Annotated in this window: 16 protein-coding genes and 5 pseudogenes; 11 read left to right on the top strand and 10 right to left on the bottom strand. The window is 72.8% G+C overall.

Annotation, left to right across the window (positions count from 1 at the left end; translation table 11 throughout):
- Positions 1-13: 13 nt before the first annotated feature.
- From E6W39_RS33740 to E6W39_RS33750, 3 genes and pseudogenes are all read right to left on the bottom strand, one after another.
- Complete coding sequence (locus tag E6W39_RS33740) at positions 14-922, bottom strand: 5'-3' exonuclease (RefSeq protein ID WP_141638104.1); 909 nt, start codon at positions 920-922, stop codon at positions 14-16.
- An 88-nt stretch (positions 923-1010) separates the two neighbouring features.
- Positions 1011-1852: pseudogene (locus E6W39_RS33745) on the bottom strand (PhzF family phenazine biosynthesis protein).
- 102 nt (positions 1853-1954) lie between these two features.
- Positions 1955-3021, bottom strand: a pseudogene (locus E6W39_RS33750) (cation diffusion facilitator family transporter).
- Between the two features lie 240 nt (positions 3022-3261).
- Here E6W39_RS33750 and E6W39_RS42220 point away from each other — a divergent pair.
- Together E6W39_RS42220 and E6W39_RS42225 are read left to right on the top strand one after the other, a co-directional pair.
- Positions 3262-3381: pseudogene (locus E6W39_RS42220) on the top strand (DUF2510 domain-containing protein); the annotation flags it as partial.
- A 578-nt stretch (positions 3382-3959) separates the two neighbouring features.
- On the top strand, positions 3960-4496 hold the full coding sequence (locus E6W39_RS42225; protein WP_228718794.1) for a hypothetical protein: 537 nt from the start codon (positions 3960-3962) through the stop codon (positions 4494-4496).
- A 54-nt stretch (positions 4497-4550) separates the two neighbouring features.
- Here E6W39_RS42225 and E6W39_RS33760 read toward each other — a convergent pair whose 3' ends face one another.
- Together E6W39_RS33760 and E6W39_RS33765 are read right to left on the bottom strand one after the other, a co-directional pair.
- A complete protein-coding gene (locus E6W39_RS33760; protein ID WP_141638105.1) occupies positions 4551-5747 on the bottom strand; it encodes an alanine racemase in 1197 nt (398 codons plus the stop codon).
- 278 nt (positions 5748-6025) lie between these two features.
- Complete coding sequence (locus E6W39_RS33765; protein ID WP_141636713.1) at positions 6026-7114, bottom strand: WD40/YVTN/BNR-like repeat-containing protein; 1089 nt, start codon at positions 7112-7114, stop codon at positions 6026-6028.
- Between the two features lie 49 nt (positions 7115-7163).
- Here E6W39_RS33765 and E6W39_RS33770 point away from each other — a divergent pair, with 49 nt between their 5' ends.
- Positions 7164-7907: an SseB family protein gene (locus tag E6W39_RS33770; RefSeq protein WP_141636714.1), complete on the top strand. Its 744-nt coding sequence runs from the start codon at positions 7164-7166 to the stop codon at positions 7905-7907.
- A 30-nt stretch (positions 7908-7937) separates the two neighbouring features.
- On the opposite strand, the gene E6W39_RS33775 is transcribed toward E6W39_RS33770, so the two are convergent.
- Entirely contained in the window at positions 7938-8282 is a 345-nt protein-coding gene (locus E6W39_RS33775; protein ID WP_101379387.1) for a DUF1844 domain-containing protein, read from the bottom strand.
- 428 nt (positions 8283-8710) lie between these two features.
- Here E6W39_RS33775 and infC point away from each other — a divergent pair.
- The 7 genes and pseudogenes from infC (at position 8711) to pheT (ending at position 16214) form a co-directional block, all read left to right on the top strand.
- Positions 8711-9438 (top strand): annotated as a pseudogene (infC, locus tag E6W39_RS33780) (translation initiation factor IF-3).
- A gap of 145 nt (positions 9439-9583) precedes the next feature.
- On the top strand, positions 9584-9778 hold the full coding sequence (gene rpmI / locus E6W39_RS33785; RefSeq protein WP_101379385.1) for a 50S ribosomal protein L35: 195 nt from the start codon (positions 9584-9586) through the stop codon (positions 9776-9778).
- Between the two features lie 105 nt (positions 9779-9883).
- A complete protein-coding gene (rplT, locus tag E6W39_RS33790; protein WP_101379384.1) occupies positions 9884-10270 on the top strand; it encodes a 50S ribosomal protein L20 in 387 nt (128 codons plus the stop codon).
- A gap of 101 nt (positions 10271-10371) precedes the next feature.
- Positions 10372-11247, top strand: a complete 876-nt coding sequence (locus E6W39_RS33795; protein WP_141636715.1) for a TrmH family RNA methyltransferase — start codon at positions 10372-10374, stop codon at positions 11245-11247.
- An 82-nt stretch (positions 11248-11329) separates the two neighbouring features.
- Positions 11330-12457, top strand: a complete 1128-nt coding sequence (locus tag E6W39_RS33800; RefSeq protein WP_228718478.1) for a sensor histidine kinase — start codon at positions 11330-11332, stop codon at positions 12455-12457.
- A gap of 117 nt (positions 12458-12574) precedes the next feature.
- Positions 12575-13695, top strand: a pseudogene (pheS, locus tag E6W39_RS33805) (phenylalanine--tRNA ligase subunit alpha).
- A complete protein-coding gene (gene pheT / locus E6W39_RS33810; RefSeq protein ID WP_141636717.1) occupies positions 13695-16214 on the top strand; it encodes a phenylalanine--tRNA ligase subunit beta in 2520 nt (839 codons plus the stop codon). Before pheS ends, pheT begins: the two are co-directional and overlap by 1 nt.
- A 53-nt stretch (positions 16215-16267) precedes the next feature.
- Here the strand turns inward: pheT and E6W39_RS33815 are convergent, their stop codons facing one another.
- The 3 genes from E6W39_RS33815 to E6W39_RS33825 all read right to left on the bottom strand — a co-directional run bounded on the left by E6W39_RS33815 (position 16268) and on the right by E6W39_RS33825 (position 19364).
- On the bottom strand, positions 16268-17047 hold the full coding sequence (locus E6W39_RS33815; protein ID WP_141636718.1) for an alpha/beta fold hydrolase: 780 nt from the start codon (positions 17045-17047) through the stop codon (positions 16268-16270).
- Positions 17048-17156: 109 nt separating this feature from the next.
- On the bottom strand, positions 17157-18395 hold the full coding sequence (locus E6W39_RS33820; RefSeq protein WP_141636719.1) for a glycosyltransferase 87 family protein: 1239 nt from the start codon (positions 18393-18395) through the stop codon (positions 17157-17159).
- Between the two features lie 99 nt (positions 18396-18494).
- Positions 18495-19364 carry a 3-hydroxybutyryl-CoA dehydrogenase gene (locus tag E6W39_RS33825; RefSeq protein WP_141636720.1) on the bottom strand — a complete coding sequence of 290 codons (870 nt, stop codon included), beginning with the start codon at positions 19362-19364 and terminating at the stop codon, positions 18495-18497.
- Positions 19365-19628: 264 nt separating this feature from the next.
- On the opposite strand from E6W39_RS33825, the gene E6W39_RS33830 reads away from it, so the two are divergent.
- Entirely contained in the window at positions 19629-20447 is an 819-nt protein-coding gene (locus E6W39_RS33830; protein WP_141636721.1) for an SDR family NAD(P)-dependent oxidoreductase, read from the top strand.
- Positions 20448-20470: 23 nt separating this feature from the next.
- On the opposite strand, the gene E6W39_RS33835 is transcribed toward E6W39_RS33830, so the two are convergent.
- Positions 20471-21010, bottom strand: a complete 540-nt coding sequence (locus E6W39_RS33835; RefSeq protein ID WP_141636722.1) for a cupin domain-containing protein — start codon at positions 21008-21010, stop codon at positions 20471-20473.
- Between the last annotated feature and the right edge of the window lie 27 nt (positions 21011-21037).

Below are 21037 nucleotides of genomic sequence, written 5' to 3' on the forward strand. Positions count from 1 at the left end.
GCAGGTCCAGCCCTCAGGCCGGGGTACGGGCCAGGGTTTCCAGCAGGCGGGTGAGGGAGGTGCCGAGGCCCCAGCGAGTGGCGAGCTCCTCCAGGGCCATCGGGTCCAGCGGCTCGGCGGGGAGGGCGGGGTCGAACGCGGGGAGCGGCACGTCGGTGGCGACCCGCACCACCGCCGGGGCGACGTCGAGGTAGGCGCCGGCCTCGATCAGGTTCTTGCGACGGGCCGGGGTGAGCTTGGCGCGCGGGTCGGTGGCGGCGGCCCGGATGGCGGCCAAATCGCCGAAGTCGGCGATCAGTTGGGTGGCGGTCTTCTCGCCGATGCCCTTCACACCCGGCAGGCCGTCGCTCGGATCGCCGCGCAGCACGGCGAGGTCGGCGTACTGGGCGCCGGTGACGCCGTACTTCTCCCGCAGCAGCTCATCGGTGGTGACCTGCGGCGAGCCGACGCCCTTGAGGGGGTAGAGCACCTGGACGCAGCGGCCGTCGTCGACCAGCTGGAACAGGTCGCGGTCGCCGGTGACGATCTGCACCGGACCGTCGGCACGGGTGGCCAGGGTGCCGATCACATCGTCGGCCTCGTAACCGGGCACGCCGACACGGGCGATGCCCAGGGCGTCCAGTACCTGCTCGATGATGGGCACCTGCGGCGCGAGGGTGTCCGGCACCTCCTCCTCACCCGGCTCGCCCTCGGGGGCCACCCGGTGGGTCTTGTAGCTGGGGATCAGGTCGACCCGCCACTGCGGGCGCCAGTCGGCGTCCATGCAGGCGACCAGCTGGTCGGGGCGGTGGTCCTGGACCAGCCGGGTGATGAAGTCCAGCAGTCCCCGGACGGCGTTCACCGGAACGCCGTCCGGGGACTTCATGGACTCGGGCACACCGAAGTACGCCCGGAAGTAGAGGCTGGCGGAGTCGAGGAGCATCAGACGCGGTGCGGTCACGCCTCGATTATCCCGGGTGCCGCTGTCAGTCGGGCAGCCGCACCGCCGCACCGCCGTCTCGGCTGACCCGTCAGTCGGGCAGCCGCACCGCCGCGCCCGACACCCGCACCCGCGGGTCGCCGGCGTGCAGCTCGACCCGCAGCTCGCCCGGGCTGCCCATGTCCTCGCCCTGATGGAGGGTCAGCGCGGCCTCCTCGGGCACCCGGCCCAGCTCGCGCAGGTAGGCGCCGAAGGCCGCCGCGGCGGCGCCGGTCGCCGGGTCCTCGAAGACGCCGCCGACCGGGAACGGGTCGCGCACGTGGTAGACGGTGGCCGAGGCGGGCCAGACCAGCTGGAGGGTGATCAGCTGATGTGCCGTCATGAACGCGGTCAGCCGCTCGACGTCGTAGTCCAGCTCGGCCAGCCGCTCCCGGGTGCCGGCGGCGAGCACCAGGTGCCGGGCGCCGGCGTAGGCGACCCGGGCGGCAGTGTGGGGTCCAGCTCGTCGGCGGACCAGCGCAGGGCGGCCAGCGCCTCGGCCAGCTCGGCCGGGGTGATCTCGGCGGTGTGCGGTTCGACGCTGGTCAGCGTGGCCCGCAGCACCGCGTCCGGGCCGGCGGCGACCGCGACCGGCACGGTGCCGGCGTTGGTCTCGAACACCAACTCACCCGGCCCGGACCGCTCGGCCACCGCGACGGCGGCAGCGATCGTGGCGTGCCCGCAGAACGGCACCTCCATGGCCGGCGCGAAGTACCGCACCCGGTAACGCCGTTCGCCCAGGTCAACCAGGAAGGCGGTCTCGGGGTAGCCGAGCTCGGCGGCGATCCCGAGCATCTGCCGATCCGTCAGCCCATCGGCGTCAGGGACCACACCGGCCTTGTTGCCGCCGGCCGGGTCGGTGGTGAACGCCGCGTAGCGCAGGGTTTCGATCATGGTTGGTGAGCTTAGCCGTGGAGAGGGCGGCGGCCCAGGCCCACCTCAGGCCGGCTGTTGTGGTGGTCCGATGTGTGGCCCCTGAGGACCGGCCGGCCGGGCTCAGTGCGGGTGGGGCCCGCTGCGGTGGACGGGGCCGTGGGAGTCGGCGCAGTGGTCGGGGATGGCGCTGGGGCGGCGCCGGCGTCGGTGATCTGCAGGAGGGCCTGGTTGTCGTCCTCGCCGATGTGGTCCACCTGGAGGGTGGCGTGGGTGATCGCGTACTCCTCGCGCAGGCGGCGTTGCAGGTCGCGGCGGACCGCGTGGCAGTCGCCGCCGGGGGCCACCAGGATGTGGGCCGACAGGGCGGGCTGGCCGGAGGTGATCTCCCAGACGTGCAGGTCGTGGATCTCCTCCACCTGCTCGGACTCCACCAGCCGGTCGGCCAGTGCGTTCGGGTCGACTCCGGCGGGGGCGGCCTCCAGGAAGATCCGCGCGGAGTCCCGGACCAGGCCGATCCCGGCCCGCAGCATCAGCAGCACCACGATCAGCGAGGCGATCGCGTCGGCTTGGACGAAGGAGGTGGTCAGCATGATCAGACCGGCCACCGCGGTGGCGATGAACGCGTAGAGGTCGGTCAGCACGTGCTGGAACGCGCCCTCCACGTTGAGTGAGCTGCGGTTGGCCTTGGACATGCACCAGGCCGCCGCCAGGTTCACCACGATGCCGACCAGCGCGGTCACCAGCACCAGCGCGCCGTGCACCGGCGGCGGGTTGACCAACCGCTGGACGGATTCGAAGCCCAGCCAGAGCGAGAGCACCAGCAGGGCGACGCCGTTGGCCTGGGCGGAGAGGATCTCGGCGCGCTTGAGCCCGTAGGTGTAGCCGCCGCGGGCCGGCCGGGCGGCCAGCCGCATGGCGACCAGTGCCAGCACGATCGAGGCGGCGTCGGTGAGCATGTGCGCCGCGTCCGAGATCAGGGCCAGTGAGTGGGCGGCGAAGCCGATCACCACTTCGACGGCCATGAAGGCCACGATCAGGACGAGCGCACTGGTCAGCCAGCGGCGGTCGGCGTCGGCCGCTACGCCGTGCGAGTGGCCGTGACCGCCGTGCCCGTGAGCGTGCTCGTGCTGGTGCGCATCGTGGCCCGAGTGGCCTGAGTGGTCCGAGTGGTCGAGGTGGCCGGCCATCGCGTCGTCTCCTGAAACGCCGAAGGTGGTCGAGGACGGGTGCCCTGCACGAAGTGAACCCCAGATCGGAGAAAGATCCAAAGGCTGCATTGGTGACCGTTGTCGTTCCGGATTCGCCTGGGGCGGACAGGGTGCGAGCGGCCGCCTGGCAGGCACTCTCACCGTAATCTCATACGAATTGAACGGATTGTGCCGCTCAGTTGATTTCGCGTTTATCCGTCGGCCCATACATTTTCTGGTGTGAGCGACGCGAAGATTCCTGCCGGGTGGTACCCGGACCCCAAGGACACCACCACGACACCCCGGCCCGAGCGCTGGTGGGACGGCACCGGCTGGACCACCACCACCCGCCCCGGCCCTGGCGCGCCCGAGCCGGGCGCCGACCCCGACGGCGAGCCGACCGCGGTGCTGGAGGGCACGGTGCCGGCGGACGACGGCACCGTGCGCTACCCCGGGCCGCCGACCGGCTTCACCGACACCACGGAGCACCTGGCTGCCGGGACGGACTACCTGTCCGGCTACCCGGAGGCGGCCCCGAAGAAGCCCTCGCTGTTCGGCCGGATCGGCCGCAAGGCGCTGGTCGCGGCCGCCGTCGCCGGGGTGCTCGGGCTGGCGATCGGCTCCGGGGCGACCTACCTCGCGGTGGGCCACCACGACCACGACCACCAGCAGGCCGCCGCTCCCGCCCCGCAGAACACCTACCCGGGCCCGGGCCACCACCGCGGTCCGGGCGGCGGCAACGGCACCGGCGGCGGCAACAGCGGCGGTCAGGGCAACGGCAACGGCAACGGCAACAGCGGCGGCCAGGGCAACGGCAACGGCAACGGCAACGGCAACAGCGGCGGCCAGGGCAACGGCGGCGGCATCCCCGGCCTCCCCGGCCTCCCCGGCCTCGGCGGTGGCATGCCCGGCTGGGCGACGGCACCCAGGCGATCGACATGGCCGACGGCATCTCGCTGCCGATCCCCAGCGGCTGGCAGGGCGGCACCACGAGCGCGGGCTTGGCCGCCCTGCAGATCGGCAAGTACACCTGCCCCGGCAGCAGTGCCGGCAACAACAGCAACACCACCTGCACGCTCGGCGGGGTCAACACCGCCCAGGTCGACGGCACCGACCCCAAGGCCGCGGCGCAGCAGGACATCCAGAAGGTCGCCTCGCAGTCCTACGGCCCGACCATCAAGTCCCACCAGGAGCTGAAGTCCGAGCCGGTCACCGTCGCCGGCCGCAGCGGCTACCTGATCCGCTGGCAGGTCGACGCCCAGCAGGGCAACAACGGCACCGTGCAGGACGTGGTGTTCCCGACCGCCGACGGCAAGCACCTGGTCGCGGTCCAGTTCGGCTTCGACATCGCCGACAAGGCCCCGGCGCTGTCGACGATGGACACCATCGTCAGCGGGATCAAGGACTTCAGCGGCTCCGGCGCCGGCTCCTCCGGCAGCCCGTCCGGCGGTGCCTCTGGTGGCTCCAATACCTGATCACCGCAGCGTAGTTGACGCACCGTCGGGAAGCCGGCGGTGCGTCAGAGTGCGTCAGAGGAAGGTCCGCCCCTCACCCCGGTAGGTCGGCACCGTGGCCACCACCCGGTCGCCGTCCACCAGGTGCAGCTCGGCGAACCGCTCGCACAGCTCGCCGGCCTTCGCGTGCCGGAACCAGACCCGGTCGCCGACCAGCAGGTCGTCGGCGGCCGGGCCGAGCAGCGGCGTCTGCACCTCGCCGGCGGCCTCCTGCGGGTCGTAGCGCAAGCCGGCCGGCAGATAGGGCTCGGGCAGCCGGTCCGGGCCCGCCGGCCCCGAGGCGGGGTAGCCGCCGCCCAGCACCGTGACCACCCCGACCCCCGGCCGCCGCACCACCGGCTGGGCGAACAGCGCGGCCGGCCGGCCCCGGAACGAGCGGTAGTTGTCGAACAGCCGCGGCACATAGAGCCCCGAGCCGGCCGCCACCTCGGTGACCGCAGCCTCCGCCGCCGTCCGCTGCACGCTCCCGGTGCCGCCGCCGTTGACGAACTCCAGCTCCGCCACCCGCCGCACCGCGCGCACCACGGCGGCCCGCCGGTCGGTCAGCTCGGCGCCGGCCTTGGCCTGCATCAGCCGCACCAGTCGTGATCTCACCGGCCGGCCCGCGATCTGGTCGCCCACACCGGCGATGTGGCCTTCGTAGGCCATCAGGCCGACCACGGTGAAGCCCGGCCGGCGCTGCACCAGCTCGGCCAGCGCCGCGACCTGCTCGGGGGAGTGCAGCGGGGAGCGGCGGGAGCCCACCCGCACCCGACCGCCGAGCAGCCGCAGCGAGGTGTCCAGCTCCAGGCAGACCCGCACCCGCTCGCTACCGGTCCGAGCCGCGTCGATCAGCTGCAGCTGCGCCGGGTCGTCCACCAACACGGTGATCCGGGCGGCCAGTTCGGGGTCGCCGGTGAGCTCGGCGAAGCCGGCGCGGTCGGTCGACGGGTAGGCCAGCAGCACATCGGTGGCGCCGCTGCGGGCCAGCCAGATCGACTCGGCCAGCGTAAAGCTCATCACCCCGGCGAAGCCGTCCATCGCCAACACCCGGTCCAGCAGCGCCCGGCAGCGCACCGACTTGCTGGCCACCCGGACCGGCTTGCCGCCGGCCCGGCGGACCAGGTCGGCGGCGTTGGCGTCGAAGGCGGCCAGGTCGACGATGGCCAGCGGCGCTTCCAGATGCGCGGTGGCACGGTCGTAGCGCGCCCGGTCAGCGGTGCGCGAGGTCACCGGCGGGGCCGTCGGAGCAGTGGTCAACTGGGCCATGCGCGCAGGGTTTCACACGTCCGCACCGCTGAACAGGCCTCGGCCGCGAACGGGGACAGCTGCGAACGGACGTCGGCCGCGAACGGGGGACAGCGGCGAACGGACGTCGGCCGCGAACGGGGGACAGCGGCGAACGGACGTCGGCCGCGAACGGGGGACAGCTGCGAACGGACGTCGGCCGCGAACGGGCGACAGCGGTGAACGGGCGACAGCGGCGAACGGACGTCGCCCGCGAACAGGCCTCAGCCGACCACGGCCGCCCGGACGCAGAGGATGTCGGGCAGGTGCGAGGCGAGCAGGTGCCAGCTGTCGCCCTCGTCGGCGCTGGCGTACAACTCGCCGTTGCGGTTGCCGAAGTACACCCCGGCCGGGTCGGCGTCGTCGCAGCGCAGCGCGTCCCGCAGCACCACGCCGTAGTGGTCGTCGTCCGGCAGCCCCTGGGCGAGCGGGTGCCAGTTGCCGCCGCCGTCCTCGGTGCGGTAGATCCGGCAGCGCTTGCCGGGCGGCATCCGCATGTAGTCGGCCTCCAGCGGGGCCAGGTAGGCGGTGCCGGCCCGGTGCGGGTGGGCGGCCACCGCGAAGCCGAACACCGCGGGCAGGCCGCTCTCCATCGGCCGCCAGTTGGCCCCCGCGTCGTCGCTGCGGAACACCCCGCCGTGGTTCTGCAGCAGCAGCTTGTCCGGGTCGGTCGGGTCCGGGGCGATCTTGTGCACGCACTGCCCGAACTCCGGGTACTCCTCGGGCAGGAAGCTCGTCCTGATCCCGGTGTTGGACGGCGCCCAGCCCGCCCCGCCGTCGGTGGAGCGGTAGACGCCGCCGGAGGAGATCGCCACGGTCAGCGCGTCCGGGTCCCGGGGGTCCGTCAGGATCGTGTGCAGGCCCTGTCCGCCGAAGCCCTCGCCCCACTGCTCGCGCTGCGGGTGCGTCCAGAGCGGTTCCACCAGGCTGAAGGTCTCGCCGTGGTCGGTGGAGCGGAACAGCGCGGCCGGCTCGGTCCCGGCGTAGACCACGCCCGGCGCCTCCGGGCCGGCCGGCTGCAGCTGCCAGAGCCGCACCAGCGAGGCACCGGTGTGCTCGGGGAACTTCACCGCCGGCCGTTCCGGCTCGTTCCAGCTGGCGCCCAGGTCGTCCGAGCGCCACACCGACGGGCCCCAGTGGTTGCTGTCGGCGCCGACCAGCACCCTGGTCCGGCCGCCGCGCCGGTCGATGCCGATCGCGTAGACCGCGTTCATCGGAAAGTGCGGGCCGGTGAACGCCCAATCGCGCCGGCCGTAACTGCGGGCCAGGAACAGGCCCTTCTGGGTGCCCACCGCGAGCAGTACCTCGGTCATGGCCACCACTGTGCGCCGAGCGCCTGCGACCAGCGGCTAGGCTCGCCGGGTGGACAGTGGGAACGAGCTCAAGAACATTCCGGACCCCGGCTTCGCGGGCGACGACGGCGGTGCCGACCCGGCGCTGACCGCCGCGCTCGCCGCCTTCGCCGCCGATCCGGCCACCGAGCCGGCGCTGCTGCGCGTGCTGCGCGGGGCCCGGCTGATGGTGCCGATCGTGGCGCTGCTCGGCGAGGTCGAGGTGGACGCGCACGGCCACAAGCACGAGAAGACCAGCGACATGGCGGTGCCGGTGATCCAGGCGCCGGACGGCCGCCGGGCGCTGCCCGCCTTCACCTCGCTCGCCGCCATGTCCGCCTGGCGCGCGGACGCCCGCCCGGCGCCGGTGGCGGCGCCGCAGGCCGCCATGACCGCCTACTCGGAGCAGGCCGACACCCTGCTGATCGACCCGGCCGGCCCGGTGACCTACCTGCTCACCGGCGCCCGGCTGCGTGCGGTGGCCGAGAACCGCGACTGGCTGCCGCCGGCCGAGGACCCGGACGTCCGCACCGCGCTGACCGCGCTGCTGGCCGCCGAGCCGCAGGTGCTGGGGGCCCAGCTGCACCCGGGCACCGAGACCGACGCGGTGCTGGCGCTGGCGCTGGCCGACGGGGCCCCGGTGGCCGAGGTGGCGCAGCGGCTGGCCGGCGCGCTGGCGGCCGACCCGGTGCTGCGGGTCCGGCTGGCCCGCGGCCTCGACCTCGCGCTGCTCCCCGCAGCGGCCGCGGGGAGCGGCTTCTACCAGCGCGCCTGACCGAGTCCCCGGCGCGCTGGGAACCGGACCTCAGGAGTAGACCGGCCCGGTGAACTTCTCGCCCGGGCCGGCACCCGGGGCGTCCGGCACGACCGAGGCCTCCCGGAACGCCAGCTGCAGCGAGCGCAGCCCGTCCCGCAGCGGGGCGGCGTGGAAGTTGCTGATCTCGGGCGCACCGGCGGTGACCAGCCCGGCCAGCGCGGTGATCAGCTTGCGGGCCTCGTCGAGGTCCTTGTCCTTGTCGCCGCCCTCGGCAAGCCCGCACTTCACCGCCGCCGCACTCATCAGATGCACCGCGACGGTGGTGATCACCTCGACGGCCGGCACCTCCGCGATGTCGCGGGTCAGGTCGTCGAAATCGGGCTCGCTGCTCACGCCAGGCTCATTCCATCAGGTTGTATCGGTACTCCTGGAGGGTACAAGGACGCGATGGCGACAATCCGTCCCGCCATCGTGTACAGTTCTTAGCGACCGGCCTGGCGCTTCATCGTGCCCGGCCAGCAAGTGGAGGCTCCACTCCGGCAACTCGCAAGAGTAGCCCGACAGTCTCCCACCCGATCGGCCTCGCGGTCGACGGGTCCGGTCCGCGACCGCGGCCAGTGACGGCCGAGTGTCGCCAGTGATGTCCTTGGTCGGACATCCCGGTTGTGTGGAGCCCTGCTTGCTAGCGAGCGGGGCTTTTTTCGTGCCGCGGTGCCATGCAGTACCGCAGCACGCATGAAGCCCCGCCCAATGGTCGAAGTCCACTACGTGCGACCGCCCCCTGACGGCCGCATCGCAGAAGGTGCAACCGAGGAGGCCCCATCAGCACCGAGCCCCGCATCAACGACCGGATTCGCGTCCCGAGGTGCGACTCGTCGGTCCCAGCGGCGAGCAGGTCGGCATCGTGCCGCTTGCCAAGGCGCTGGAGCTTGCGCAGGAGTACGACCTCGACCTGGTCGAGGTCGCGGCGACCGCCCGGCCGCCGGTGTGCAAGCTCATGGACTACGGCAAGTTCAAGTACGAGTCGGCCATGAAGGCCCGTGAGGCGCGCAAGAACCAGGCGCACACGGTCATCAAGGAGATGAAGCTCCGGCCGAAGATCGACCCGCACGACTATGACACCAAGAAGGGTCACGTCGTCCGGTTCCTCAAGCAGGGCGACAAGGTCAAGATCACGATCATGTTCCGCGGTCGTGAGCAGTCCCGCCCCGAGCTGGGCTTCCGACTGCTGCAGCGGCTCGCCAACGACGTCCAGGACCTGGGCTTCGTGGAGAGCTCGGCCAAGCAGGACGGCCGTAACATGATCATGGTTCTCGGCCCGCACAAGAAGAAGACCGAGGCGATGGCCGAGGCCCGTGCGGCGCAGGACGCCCGCAAGGCCGAGCGCCTGGGCCGGACCACCGGCCCGGCCGACACCGCCGAGGATGACGACGACGCCGCCGCTGCTGAGGCCACTGCCGCGGACGCGACCCAGGACCTGGCGGAGGACGGCGTCGACGACGACGCCGCCGACGCCGAGCAGGCCGCCGAGGTCGCCCAGGACGCCTGAGCCCCAGGGGCTCCGGCCGGTCTTGAGTGATCCGGCCACCGCGGTACCGGGGCTCCCGCCCCGGTGACCGGAGAACCCCCAGCGCTTGGGCCCGTGTGCGTTAAACCGCGCGGGCCCAGGCGGACCGACGAGGAGATACGGCGACATGCCGAAGCAGAAGACGCACAGTGGCGCGAGCAAGCGCTTCAAGATCACGGGCTCTGGCAAGGTGCTGCGCGAGCGCGCCGGCAAGCGCCACCTCCTGGAGCACAAGCCCTCCACGCTGACCCGCCGTCTGACCGGCACCGCCGAGATGGCTCCCGCGGACGCCAAGAAGATCAAGAAGCTTCTCGGCAAGTGATCGCCCGCCGCGGCCTGACGGCTGCGGAGCCCGGCAGATCCTTCCCGACCGATACGAAGACGGACCACGTGAAGTAGTCCGTGGTCCAACCCAAGGAGTAATGAAGTGGCACGCGTCAAGCGGGCAGTGAACGCCCACAAGAAGCGCCGGGTCATCCTGGAGCGCGCCAGCGGCTACCGTGGCCAGCGCTCGCGCCTGTACCGCAAGGCCAAGGAGCAGGTCACCCACTCGCTCGTTTACAACTACAACGACCGCAAGAAGCGCAAGGGCGACTTCCGTCAGCTCTGGATCCAGCGCATCAACGCGGCCGCTCGTGCCAACGGCATGACCTACAACCGCTTCGTGCAGGGCCTGAAGGCCGCCAGCATCGAGATCGACCGCAAGATGCTGGCCGAGCTGGCCGTCAACGACCCGAACGCGTTCGCCGCGCTCGTCGAGGCCGCCCAGAAGGCGCTGCCGACCGACGTGAACGCGCCGAAGGTCGCCGCCTGATCGGCGTCGTAGCTCAGTAGACCCGCAGGCTCCCCGGGAGCCTGCGGGTCTGCTTGTTGACGGGTCCGCCCGTTCCAACCGGGTCCACCAGAAAGCGAACCATGGCCAGCACCGACACCCCCCTGCTCAGCTCGCTCCGCTCGCCGCGGGTGATCGCCGCCCGCAAGCTGGCCCGGCGGGCCAGCCGCGGCAAGGAGCGCCGCTTCCTCGCCGAGGGACCGCAGGCGGTGCGCGAGGCGGTGGCCTACGGGCTGCTCCCTGGCTCGGGTGACCACGCCGTGGTCGAGGTCTACGCCACCCCGGAGGCCGCCGAGCGGCACGCCGAGATCGTCCAGTCGGCCCTGAACGCCGGCCTGCCGGTGCTGACCGCCACCGACGAGGTGATCGCCGACATCTGCGACACCGTCACGCCGCAGGGCATCGTGGCGCTCTGCCGGTTCCTCGACACGCCGTTCGAGGAGGTGCTGCGCCGCCGGCCCAAGCTGGTCGCGGTGCTGGCCAACGTGCGCGACCCCGGGAACGCCGGCACCGTGCTGCGCACCGCGGACGCGGCCGGCGCGGACGCCGTGGTGCTCACCGACGCCTCGGTGGACCTCTACAACCCCAAGGCGGTGCGCGCCTCCGTGGGCAGCCTGTTCCACCTGCCGGTCGCCGTCGGGGTGCCGGTCGAGGAGGTGGTGGCCCGGCTGCGGGAGACCGGGGTGCGGGTGCTGGCCGCCGACGGCGCGGGGGAGCGCGACCTGGACCAGGAGCTGGACGAGGGCACCCTGGGCGCCCCGACCGCCTGGATCTTCGGCAACGAGGCCTGGGGGCTGCCGGAGCAGACCCGCGCACTGGCCGACGAGGTGGTGCGCGTCCCCATTCACGGGCACGCCGAGAGCCTGAACCTCGCCACCGCCGCCGCCGTGTGCCTCTACGCCTCCGCTCGCGCCCAGCGTTCGCCCGCAGGGTGTCGCGAGTCGGCCACCGGGCGCTAGGGTCGTCCCAGGCGGGGGCCTGGATGTGCGCGAGTCGTGTGGGATCGGGAGGACGCCCATGAGCGGCGGCGAGGATCGGCCCATGGCCGCCGGGGAAGCGGTGTCCGGCCTCGGTCTTGAGGGCCTGCGGCCGGACGACCTGCCGGACGGCCTGGTGATCGCCGACCGGAACGGCCTGGTGGTCTGCTTCAACGCCGCCGCGGCCCGGCTCACCGGGATCAGCCCGCAGGCCGCCCTCGGCCGCCCGCTGGACGAGGCCCTGCCGCTGGAGGACCTGGACGGCCGCCGCTGGTGGCAACTGACCGATCCGTACGGCGGGTTGGCGATCCGCAGCCGGCAGCCGGAGCGCAATCTGCTGCTGCCCGGCTCCAACCGCGAGGTGCTGGTCTGCGCCCAGTACGTCCGCGAGCGCGCCAAGGGGCCGGTGTGCCGGCTGGTGGTGGCACTGCGCGGCACCGAGGCCCGGCAGCGCACCGAGCGGGCCCACGCCGAGCTGATCGCCACCGTGGCGCACGAGCTGCGCTCCCCGCTGACCAGCGTCAAGGGCTTCACGGCCACCCTCCTCAACAAGTGGGAGCGGTTCACCGACGGCCAGAAGCGGGTGATGCTGGAGACCGTGAACGCGGACGCCGACCGGGTCACCCGCTTGATCGCCGAGCTGCTGGACATCTCCCGGATCGACGCCGGGCGGCTGGAGATCCGCAAGCAGGTGGTCGACCTGGCCGTGGCGGTGCGCCGGCAGGTGGCGGGCAAGGTGGCCGCCGGGACCCCGGCCGAGCGGTTCGACATCCGGCTCGCCGAGGGCCTGCCGCAGCAGTGGGCCGACCCGGACAAGGTCGACCAGGTGCTGGCCAACCTGCTGGAAAACGCGGTGCGGCACGGTGAGGGAACTGTCACCATCGAGGTGGCGCCGGCCAAGGAGATCGTGGAGCCGGCCAGTTGGGAGCACCCGGGCACGGCGCCGCGGGTCGTGGAGGGAACGGCGGTCACCGTGAGCGACGAGGGCAGCGGCATTCCGGAGGAGTCGATGCCGCGCGTCTTCACCCGCTTCTGGCGCGGTTCCAAGCGCGGCGGGACGGGCCTCGGCCTCTACATCGTCAAGGGCATCGTCGAGGCGCACGGCGGCACCATCCGGATCGACCGGGGGCCCGGCGGCGGCGCACGGTTCCGATTTATCCTGCCCGCCGGGGTGCCCGAGTTCATGGTCTGACAGGACCTGCTGCACGGGCCCGGCGGGCCGTCCCCAACCAGGGCAACCACCGGGCGCGACTACACTCGACCTGGTGTAACGCCACCAAGACGAGCAGGAGCACGGGAAAACATCGAGATGTCGGCACCCAACAAGTCCTACGACCCGGTGGAGGTCGAGGCATTGAAGCCCGAAGAGGTCGAGCGCGCCCGTGACGAGGCGGTCGCCGCCTTCGCCGCCGCCGGCAGCCTGGAGGAGCTGAAGCAGGCCAAGGTCGCGCACACCGGCGACCGTTCCCCGCTCGCGCTCGCCAACCGCGAGATCGGCGCGCTGCCGCCGCAGGCCAAGGCCGCCGCCGGCAAGCTGATCGGCCAGGCCCGCGGTGCGGTCAACAAGGCCCTGGCGCAGCGTCAGGCCGAGCTGGAGGCCGAGCGCGACGCCCGGGTGCTGGTCGAGGAGGCGGTGGACGTCACGCTGCCGTACGACCGGGTGCCGCGCGGTGCCCGCCACCCGCTGACCACGCTGGCCGAGCGGATCGAGGACACCTTCGTCGCGATGGGCTACTCGATCGCCGAGGGCCCCGAGGTCGAGGCCGAGTGGCTGAACTTCGACGCGCTCAACCTGGGCCCGGACCACCCGGCCCGCTCCATGCAGGACACCTTCTTCGTGGCCGCCGCCGACGGCTCGGCCGACTCCGGCATGGTGCTGCGCACCCAGACCTCGCCGGTGCAGATCCGCACCATGCTGGCCAAGGAACCGCCGCTGTACGCGGTCTGCCCGGGCCGGGTCTACCGCACCGACGAGCTGGACGCCACCCACACCCGGTGTTCCGCCAGGTCGAGGGCATCGCGGTGGACGAGGGCATCACCTTCGCCGACCTCAAGGGCACCATCGAGCTGCTGGTCTCCAAGCTGATCGGCGACGAGCTGCCGCTGCGCTGGCGTCCCTCGTACTTCCCGTTCACCGAGCCGAGCGCCGAGGTCGACCTGCTCTGCTTCGTGTGCCGCGGTGAGAGCGTGGGCAACCCGGACCGCCCGTGCCGCACCTGCTCCTCCGAGGGCTGGATCGAGCTCGGCGGCTGCGGCGTGGTCAACCCGCGGGTGCTGGTGGCCTCCGGGGTGGATCCGGAGCGCTTCAGCGGGTTCGCGTTCGGCCTGGGCCTGGAGCGGATCCTGATGAACCGTCACAACGTCGCCGACATGCGCGACATGGTCGAGGGTGACGTCCGTTTCACTCTCCCGTTCGGGGTGGAGATCTGATGCGCGTCCCGCTTTCCTGGCTGCGCGAGTACGTCGACCTGCCGACGACGGTCACCGGTCGCGAGGTCGCCGAGAAGCTGATCCAGGCCGGCCTGGAGGTCGAGACCGTCGAGCAGCTCGGCGCCGACCTCAAGGGCCCGCTGGCGGTCGGCGAGGTGCTCTCCATCGAGGAGCTGACCGGCTTCAAGAAGCCGATCCGCTACTGCATGGTCAACGTCGGCGACGCCAACGGCACCGGCGAGCCGCAGGAGATCGTCTGCGGCGCGCGGAACTTCAAGGTCGGCGACAAGGTGGTCGTGGTGCTGCCCGGCGCCGTGCTGCCCGGTCCGTTCCCGATCTCGGCCCGGCAGACCTACGGCCGCACCTCGGCCGGCATGATCTGCTCGGCCCGCGAGCTCGGCATGGGCGATGACCACGACGGCATCATCGTGCTGCCGGAGCACTACGAGCCCGGCACCGACGCGATCGAGCTGCTGCAGCTGGTCGACGAGGTGCTGGACATCGCCGTCACCCCCGACCGCGGCTACTGCCTGTCGATGCGCGGCGTGGCCCGGGAGGCCGCCGCCGCCTTCGGGCTGCCGCTGGCCGACCCGGCGCTGCTGGACACCCCGCCGGCCAACTCCTACGGCTACCTGGTCAAGGTCGCCGACCCGGCCGGCTGCGACCGCTTCGTGGCCCGCACCGTGACGGGCGTCGACCCGGCCGCCAAGTCGCCGATCTGGCTGCAGCGCCGCCTGCAGAAGATGCACATCCGGCCGATCTCGCTGACCGTCGACATCACCAACTACGTGATGCTGGAGATCGGTCAGCCGCTGCACGCCTACGACCGGAACCGCGTCTCGGGCGCGATCACGGTCCGCCGCGCGGCCGCCGGCGAGACCCTGACCACCCTGGACGGGGTCAAGCGCAAGCTGTCCGACGAGGACCTGCTGATCTGCGACGAGTCCGGCCCGATCGGCCTGGCCGGCGTGATGGGCGGCGCCTCGACCGAGATCCTCGACCCGGTGGCCGACCCGGAGACCGGCCAGGTCACCGGCACCACCGAGGTGATCATCGAGGCGGCGCGCTTCGACCCGGTCGCCATCGCCCGCACCGCCAAGCGGCACAAGCTGCCCTCCGAGGCCTCCAAGCGCTTCGAGCGCGGGGTCGACCCGGAGGCCGCCCGGGCCGCCGCGCAGCGCGCCGTCGACCTGCTGGTGCTGATCGCCGGCGGCACGGCCGAGGCCGGGGTCACCGACATCGCCGCCCCGCACCCGGTGCGCATCATCACCATCGCGGCCGATCTGCCGGACCGGGTCGCGGGCACGCCGTACGGCCGGGAGACGGTCGCCCGCCGGCTGCAGGAGGTCGGCTGCACGGTGATCGGGGCCGACCTGCTGGAGGTCACCCCGCCGACCTGGCGCCCCGACCTGACCGACCCCAACGACCTGGCGGAGGAGGTCATCCGGCTGGAGGGCTACGACAACGTGCCCGCCCGGATGCCCCAGGTGCCGCCGGGCCAGGGGCTGACGGCGGCCCAGCGGATGCACCGCCGGATCGGCGTGGCGCTGGCCGGGGCCGGCTACGTCGAGATCAACGCCTACCCGTTCATCGGCGACGCCGCCTTCGACGACCTGGGCCTGGCCGCGGACGACGTCCGCCGCCGCACCGTCAAGCTGGTCAACCCGCTGAACGACGAGGAGCCGGCGCTGCGCACCACGCTGCTGCCGGGCCTGCTCGGGGCGCTGCGCCGCAACGTCGGCCGCGGCAACACCGATCTGGCGATCTTCGAGACCGGGCTGGTCTTCCTGCCCGACGCACAGGCGAAGGTGGCGCCGCGCCCGGCCGTCGACCGGCGGCCGACCGACGCCGAGCTGGCCGAGCTGGACGCCGCGCTGCCCAAGCAGCCGCGCCATGTCGCGGTGGCGCTGGCCGGGGAGCGGCTGCCCTCCGGCTGGTGGGGCAAGGGCGGGCAGGCCGGCTGGGCGGACGCCGTGGAGGCGGCCCGGGTGGTGGCGCGCGCGGCCGGCGTGGAGCTGGCGGTGCGTCAGGGCCAGAACGACCCCTGGCACCCCGGGCGCTGCGCGGAGCTGCTGGTCGCCGGCACCGACCGGGTCGTCGGCTACGCCGGCGAGCTGCACCCGCGGGTGGTCAAGTCGCTGCACCTGCCGGAGCGCACCTCGGTGATGGAGCTGGACCTGGACGCGCTGGCCGCCGACGGCGAGCAGCGGGTGCAGGGGCCGACGGTGTCCACCTTCCCGGTGGCCACCCAGGACGTCGCGCTGATCGTGGACAGCGAGGTCCCCGCCGCCCAGGTGGAGGCCGCGCTGCGGGACGGCGCGGGCGAACTGCTGGAGGCGATCCGGCTGTTCGACGTCTTCACCGGTGAGCAGGTGGGCGAGGGCAAGAAGTCGCTGGCCTACGCGCTGCGGTTCCGGGCCACCGACCGCACGCTGACCGCCGACGAGGCCTCCGCCGCCCGCGAGGCCGCCGTCGCCACCGCCGCCGAGCGGACCGGCGCGGTGCTGCGCGGGGCGTAACCGCCGCCAACACCCGTGGGGCCCCGGCCGGTTGGCCGGGGCCCCACGCTGTTTCACGCGGTGAGGAACGAGATGGCCGCCGGGAGCAGGGCCGGGGCGTGCAGCACGTCGTAGTGGGTGGCGCCGGGCAGCACGGCGAGCCGGGAGACCGGGCGGTCCGCGGCGGCCCAGCCCGCGTCCCGCTGGCCGCCGCCGAGCAGCCGCCAGAACTCGACCATGTGCGCCGGGGTGATCGAGTCGGCGTCGGCGAAGGCCAGCAGGGTGGGCACGTTGAGGGCGGCCACCTCGGTGGACCAGTCGTACTCCTGGGTCAGCAGGTCGCTCATCTTGGTGTGCAGCAGCGGCCAGTCCTCGGGGCGCGGCGCGACGGCGGCGTAGGTCTGGTAGATCGGGGAGGGCTTCATGGCCTCGGCCGACTCCGGGCCCATCTCGCCCATGGCCTCCAGGATCTCCGGGTACCAGCCGGACCGGGCGAACGCGATCGAGACCACCACCAGGCGCCGGACCAGCTCCGGGTGCTGGATCGCGGTGCGCAGCGCGGTGGAACCGCCGAACGAGTAGCCCAGCAGATCGGCCCGGCCCAGGCCGAGGTGCTTGATCAGGGCGGCGATGTCGTCACCCAGCGTCTGGTAGCGGATCGGCCGGTCGACGTCCGCGGTGCGGCCGTGGCCCTGCAGGTCGACCGCGATCACCCGGCGGTGCTCGGCCAGCGCCGGGATCAGCGGCGCGACCATCTCGGTGGAGCCGAGGCCGCCGTGCAGCAGCACCAGCGGCTCGCCCGAGCCCTGCTCGGTGTAGTAGAGGTTGACTCCGTTGACCTCGGCGTAGCTCATGCGTGTGCCCTCTCCAGGCGGGTGGTCGGCTCTTCCGGGAGAGTGGACGGACGGCGGCGACCGAACTCATCGGTCGCCGCCGTCTTTCTCGGGAAGGTTTTTTCGAGCGTCAGTCCAGGACGGCCTGCTCGACCAGCGCCGGCCGGGGCGGTCGCGCCGTCGCCGCGGGCGTGCGGCCGCCCCGGGCGACGGCCAGGAAGGTCAGCCCCGCGCAGACCGGGTAGCTCCAGGCGAGCGCCACCAGGTACCAGGGCAGCGCGGTACCCGGGGCCAGGTGGGCGGCGGCCTTGCCGGCGGCCGGCACCATCCAGCTGCCGGCGGCCACCAGCCAGGCGGCGATCGCCAGCTGCCCGGCCCGGCTGCGCCGGATCGGCCCGTGCGCCAGGCAGATCAGGGTGGGCAGGCACCAGACGTAGTGGTGGCTCCAGGAGATCGGGCCGAGCAGCAGCCCGAGCAGCTGGACGGTGACCACCATGGCGAGGGTCTCGCCGCGCCGGGTGGCCGCCCGCAGCGCCAGCAGGCCACCGGCCAGCGCCGCGAGCGCCAGCACGCAGTAGAGCACGGACAGGCCGCCGTCATGGCCCAGGGTGCGGGCGACGGCGCCGCGCAGCGACTGGTTCTCGAAGGAGGCCACCTGGCCGACCCGGCTGGTGTCGTAGAGCTCGTGGAACCAGTACTCGGAGGAGTCCCTGGGGTCGATCGCCCAGGCCGCGCCGACGGTGGCGAAGAAGACCACCGCCGACCAGACGGCCGCCCGCCACTTGCGGGCCGCCAGGAAGTACAGGCCGGTGACGGCCGGGACCAGCTTCAGCCCGGCGGCGATGCCGACGCCGGCACCGGCCGCGGCTGACCGGCCGCGGGTCAGGCCGACCAGCACGATCGCGGCCAGGATCAGGTCGATCTGCCCGAGGCCCAGGCTGTGCCGCACCGGCTCCAGCCAGAGCGCCAGGGCCGTCCAGAGCATCGCGGGCCGGCGCGGCTCCCGGTGGCCGAGCAGCCGGAACGAGCAGTGCACCACCAGCCACAGCGCGCCCAGTGACAGCAGGTGCCAGACACCGGCCGCGACCGGCCAGGGCAGCGCGGCCAGCGGCAGGAAGACCGCCGCCGCGAACGGCGGATAGGTGAACGGCAGCGGCTGGGCGTGCGGGTCCGAGCGGTGCAGCTTGAAGTCGTAGAGCGTGCCGTGCAGCAGGCTGGGGGAGCCCTGGTAGTAGACCTTGAGGTCGAACATGTCGGCGCCCAGCACCGTGATCACCAGATGCACCGTCAGTGAGACGGCCAGCACCCAGCCTGCTCGGCGCAGCAGCGCCGCCCGGAACGCCGAGAGCCGCCCTTGCGGCGTGGTCATGAGCACACTCGGCCTTCCCCGATCTGTTCTGTTCGGGTACCACAGTACCGACCGGGTCGGGCCCGCCCGGTGGGCGAGCCCGACCCGGTCGGCGCTCGGTCAGGCCGTGGCGGTGTAGTCGTAGAAGCCGCGGCCGGACTTGCGGCCGAGCAGACCGGCGTCGACCATCCGGGAGAGCAGCGGCGGAGCGGCGTACAGCGGCTCCTTGTACTCGGCGTACATGCTGTCGGCGATCGAGGCGATGGTGTCCAGGCCGATCAGGTCGCACAGCCGTAGCGGGCCCATCGGGTGGGCGCAGCCGGCCTCCATGCCCTTGTCGATGTCGGCGGCGGTGGCCACGCCCGACTCGAACATCCGGACGGCGGCGAGCAGGTACGGCACCAGCAGCGCGTTGACCACGAAGCCGGCCCGGTCGCGGGCCCGGATCGGCTCCTTGCCGAGCGCCTCGACCGCGAAGGTCTCGATCCGGGTGGTGGTCTCGGCGGAGGTGGTCAGGGTGGGGATCACCTCGACCAGCCGTTGCACCGGCGCCGGGTTGAAGAAGTGCAGGCCGATCACCTGCTCGGGGCGACTGGTGGCGGCGGCCAGCTTCACGATCGGGATCGAGGAGGTGTTGGAGGCCAGCACCGCGTCCCGGCGGGTGACCACCTGGTCCAGGGTCTGGAAGATCTTGACCTTGATCTCCTCGATCTCGGCGACCGCCTCGACCACCAGGTCGCGGTCGGCGAAGTCGGCCAGCTCGGTGGTGAAGGTGATCCGGCCCAGCGCCTCGTCACGCTGCTCGACGGTGAGCTTGCCGCGCTTGACGGCGGTGTCCAGCGAGTTGCCCACCCGGGCCCGGCCGAACTCCAGCGCCTCGGCACTGGCCTCCGAGACCATCACGTCCAGTCCGGAGCGGGCGAAGACCTCGGCGATGCCCGACCCCATGAGGCCGCAGCCGACCACCCCTACGCGCGCGATGTCGCTCACTCAACTTGCCTTTCCGAAGTCCGGATGGGCGGGATCGCCGCCCGGCCGGCTCGACCGTTGTCGCTCGACCGTACTACCTGGCACGCCTCGGTGGGGCCAGTGCCCCACGCAATCGGCCATTACGCCGTTCGAATGACGCCCATTCGAATGATCGCGGCAGCCGGGCCCGTGTGGTCCGGCACCGGGGTCCGGCCCGGCCGCGCATGCTGTCCGGGACAACCGGGCCGGGCGGTCGGCATCCGGTAGGCGGTGGAGGGAGCGGCGATGCGCAGCGGCACGTTGGAGGGGCAGGTCGCGCTGATCACCGGGGCCGGGCGGGGCATCGGACGGGAGATCGCGCTCGGGCTGGCCGCCGAGGGCATGGCCGTGGGGCTGGTCGGCCGGACGCTGGAGACCCTCACCGGGACGCTCAAGGCCTGCGCCAAGGAGGGCGCCCGGGGGATCGCCGTGACCGTCGACGTGACCAAGCTCGGCGCGGTGCGCGAGGCGGTGCGCAGCGTCGAGCGGGACCTCGGGCCGATCGACCTGCTGGTCAACAACGCCGGTCAGGTGGACCGGACCGAGGTGCCGATCTGGGAGGTCGACGCGGGGCAGTGGTGGCAGGTGATCGAGGTCAACCTGCGGGGGCCGTTCAATCTGCTGCGCAGCGTGCTGCCCGGCATGGTGGCCCGCCGCCGCGGCCGGGTCATCAACCTCAACTCCGGCTTCGCGGTGCGGCCCGACGGCCACTACACCGCCTACGCCACCTCCAAGGGGGCGCTGCTCCAACTCTCCGACAACATCGCCGACTCGCTGGCCGCCCACCACGTGGTGGTGCTGGACGTCAGCCCCGGGGCGGTGGCCACCGACATGACGGCCGGCATGCCGATGTTCAAGGACAGGACGGAGTGGAACAGCATCCCCTACATGGTGGCGGTCGCCGTGGACGCCGCCCGTGGGCGCTTCGACGCGCTGCACGGGCGGTTCATCCACGCCGGTCGCGACGACCTGGAGCAGTTGGTGGCGCAGGCCGAGCGGATCCGCGCCCTGGACGCCCGCACGCTGCGGCTGCGTCCGTACGGCGACGACGATCCGCTGGCCTGATCCGCCGGCTCGGCCGAGCCGGCTCAGCCGGCGGCCGACTCCGCACCGAGGAAGACGTAGGCGGCCAGCGCGGGCCGGTCGCTGCGGTTGTGCCAGGCGTGCCGGGTGCCGCGCTGCACCACGCAGCTGCCGGCCGTCAGCTTGGTCTCGGTGCCGTCCTCCAGCTCCAGGCACAGCTCGCCCTGGAGCACCACCATCAGATCGACGGTGTCGGTGGCGTGCCGTCCGGCCTCGTCGGGGGTGATCGCGGCCAGCATGCCCGGGAAGGTCTGCTCGACCTCGGCGAACAGCTCCGCCGGATCGCCCTCCGGGGCCGCCGCGGCGCCGTCCGGCGGCCAGTTGACCACCACGAAGCGGAAGGCGCCCGGCTCGGCCGGGAAGTACGGCTCGAAGCTCGCGGCCTCGGAGCCGGTGCCGACGGCGGGCGTGCCGTCGGCACCCCACACCCGGAAGAACTCATAGCCGGGCATCGCCCTCAGGACGACCGGGTCGACCGGCCCCTGCGCGTCCACCACCGACGAGCCGTCGGCGCGACGGCCGGCGACGAACCGCTGTATCTCCATGGTTCTTCCTCCTGAGGATGGGTCGGT

It is taken from the genome of Kitasatospora acidiphila, assembly GCF_006636205.1.
GTDB classification, from domain to species: domain Bacteria; phylum Actinomycetota; class Actinomycetes; order Streptomycetales; family Streptomycetaceae; genus Kitasatospora; species Kitasatospora acidiphila.